The organism is Vogesella perlucida (assembly GCF_979366545.1).
Map to the genome: position 1 here is coordinate 1 of NZ_CEETRO010000023.1, position 3,050 is coordinate 3,050.

A 3,050-nucleotide genomic window follows, 5' to 3' on the forward strand; every position below is an offset into this window, starting at 1 on the left:
CCGAAAAACAAAAATAAAGCTGAAGTCAACCTATATTTAAATAAATAACCGATCTAAAAAGTTTGTCAATATAGCGGCTACATAAATAAATACCCTGCACAACAAATAAAATGCAAATAAAAAATAGGGTAAATAATATATTGTCTTGATGGGTAGCTGTGCGTAATAGGTAGCTTTGCGTAAAAAATGCTGCTGCTACGTGAAATCTGACAAAGTTCGTGATCTTGGTAGTCAGATTTCACCAGATGCAAAGGGATGGGGTTGATCGGCGGCGACAGAACAGTAGAAAACTTGCTTTTCTGCTGTTGCTGGCGTCTATGGGTTTAAAATGCTCATAAAATCAACAGACTATAGTATATATTAGTATATACTGCATCGAGGGTTGGCCTTCTCTCACCGTTCCGGGTCGGTTTGTTCTCAAGTGGTGAAGATGGCCATCTCTCCCCTGCCCTACAGCTTCACCTACAGCTTCAGTTTTTTGAACAGGTCATCAGAACCGGAGGCCATGAAAACGTCTGTACCGGCTTCTGAGCGTTCTATAGTGTCTTGTGTCTCTTGGTTAGGATAAAACAGCTTCAAGACTTCCTGATCAAGCTCTGCTTCTGTTTCGTCATCTGGTGGCAATGTTGCATTGCTCTTACCAACCATAAAACCGAGTCTACGCTTTGGTTTCTGCATCTCATGTTCTCCTATCCAGCACAGCCAGATCCTGCATATGACGTTTAGTATACGTTACAGTGTGACTTACTCTGCCATAGCCTTCGGCCTGTGCTTCGCTGTGGTGTAGTGTCCCCAAAACTCCGTCTAATACCTGATATTGGTAGACTTCCTACTTAACAACTTTTTTTGACGGATCTATTGACAAGTTTTTTTGGTATAGTAAAACTGTAAGAGATTATAAATAAAAGAAAAGCCCGCGTTCTCTGATTAGTTTGGCGACAGTGAGAGAACGGGGCATTACAGAAAGGATACTGCTAAATGTTCAATATAGAAAATAACAGAGAGATATTAAAAAGTCAAATACCTTTAAAGCCATATGCTACTAATGATCTTGATTTTGGATTGACTATTCAAAATAAGAATAAAGCTTTAGATATGCTTTATTTACAAGTAAATCACCCGTTGTATCTTCATACAATGATATTTGATTTAGACAAAGAAAACTGCTTTTATGAGTTTGAAAATGCTCATTTGCCCATCCCGTCTTTTATAACAAAATCACCAGACTCTGGTAGATGTCATTACGGTTATATGCTTAATGCTCCGATCTCATCAACAGAGAAAAGCAGACAGAAGCCTGTCAAGTTTGCCAGAGCATTATATTACAATATGGCTACTCGTCTTGGTGCTGATCTTGGCTATGCGGGACTGATTACTAAAAACCCACTGCATAGCCATTGGTCGCCGTTCTGGTCTGGTGCTGATTTATACGAACTTAATGATTTAGCTGATTGTTTTGATGATTTAGAAGACCCTAAAAAGCGAGAAAATACAGAACTTGCTTTTGGTCGTAATGTTGAGATGTTCGATATTCAAAGGCAATGGGCTTATAAAAATGTGCTAAAATATAAGAATGAAAGCTCATTCGATGCTTTTTATAAAGAGTTATTATTGAAATGCGAAACATTCAATAGCTTTGCTAACTATAATAATCTATTACCTTACAAAGAACTTGTATCAACGGCAAAAAGTATAGCTAAGTTTTGTTGGAAAGAGTTTAGCAACGAAAAACTTCATGATATTCAGAGTAAAAAACAGAAAGCAAGAAGATCTAAAAGAACAGAAAAACAAAAGCTACATACAAAAACACTTTTAGAAAAAGCAATAATGATTAACGAGGAGTAAAATATGACGGCATTACATACAGTAAAAAGGAATAAAACAGCAAAAGAAATGGCTCAAAGATTAAATATCAGTGATAGAACCGTCAGAAAGTTGATTGCTTTACCTCGTGAAGACTATGAGAAAGAAGCAAAACAAAGAAGATTAAAAGCCTTTGTATTACGTGAAGCTGGCTTTAAATGGTCAGAGGTTGGGGAAAGGCTGGGAACTACAAAACACGGGGCTATAGCTCTTTATAAACGTTATCAACAAATAGACGCACCAACAACAAAAGAGGCTTAAAGCCTCTTTTATCTTGGTTTAAAACCGCGTGGTTTTAAATGCTGATCGTCTTCCTGCTGTAGTTGTGTTGGTGTTGTTTCATTTTTTGGTTTTTCTTTTTTAAGAGCTTCTTTTAACTTCGATTTAAATCTATTTTCATTCATACTCCAACCTAAAGGCTTTTTCTTTATTTCTTCTTTAACTATTTTTTCTTTATTCTTTGGCTGAATAATAGGTTTTTTTATACCTAACCTTTCTCTTATCTCTTCGATCTTAGTTGCTCTACTATTGATGTTGCCACGGCCTTTGAGTCTAAAGTTATTCGTGGCTGCGTTGGCTGTTTCTGCATGATCAAGTATCCTACTGATAGAACTGCTATCAGATTTATCACGCCAACTATTGAGGCCATTTTTATTATAAGTTTTGATTGGTTCTTTATTGTATTGTTTTTTAACTCTGTTGAGTATTTGTGCAGCTTTTTGTGTTGTTCTTCTAACTTTATGGCTTGCTGGTCTATTATATTTTTCGCTGAGTTTAAAGCTGTGGTTGTTGCTTCTAACGAGTTGTTTACTCTCGTAAGTGTCTGTTGTGTCTGATTTAATGCTGTGCTGACTGATTCGGATAATATCATCATCGATTCTGTCAACGGCTCCACTGTCATTGATATTTGGTTCAGCAAGTGATCGTCTAATACTATTTGGTTCATCATCTTTTCTTGCTGAGAAGCTCCTAACGAGTTCATCATCTCTATTTTTGTCATATATCACCTTGTTTTTTATAGTGTTCCAACTGTATTTTTTACCCAACTGAGATCCCTTGAATGCCACATCTCCAACACTGAATGAAACCCCCGCCACGTTGCCAGTGCTGGCAACATTGAACCTCGGTTCAATGCCTACGGCCTGCACTCTGTCTATAAACGTCTGCAGATCTGGTTTTCCTACCAT

General features: G+C 37.2%; 4 protein-coding genes. 2 read left to right on the plus strand and 2 right to left on the minus strand.

Translation table 11 applies throughout. The features are described from left to right. Positions 1–462: 462 nt before the first annotated feature. Positions 463–678: a hypothetical protein gene (locus ACZ9XP_RS17665; protein ID WP_001171587.1), complete on the minus strand. Its 216-nt coding sequence runs from the start codon at positions 676–678 to the stop codon at positions 463–465. Between the two features lie 300 nt (positions 679–978). Here ACZ9XP_RS17665 and ACZ9XP_RS17670 point away from each other — a divergent pair, with 300 nt between their 5' ends. Then, positions 979–1,845: a replication initiation protein gene (locus ACZ9XP_RS17670; RefSeq protein ID WP_394576466.1), complete on the plus strand. Its 867-nt coding sequence runs from the start codon at positions 979–981 to the stop codon at positions 1,843–1,845. A gap of 3 nt (positions 1,846–1,848) precedes the next feature. Beyond that, positions 1,849–2,124, plus strand: a complete 276-nt coding sequence (locus tag ACZ9XP_RS17675; protein WP_000125721.1) for an HTH domain-containing protein — start codon at positions 1,849–1,851, stop codon at positions 2,122–2,124. 8 nt (positions 2,125–2,132) lie between these two features. Here ACZ9XP_RS17675 and ACZ9XP_RS17680 read toward each other — a convergent pair. After that, the coding region (locus ACZ9XP_RS17680; RefSeq protein ID WP_465188933.1) for a hypothetical protein at positions 2,133–3,050 on the minus strand (918 nt) is incomplete at its 5' end.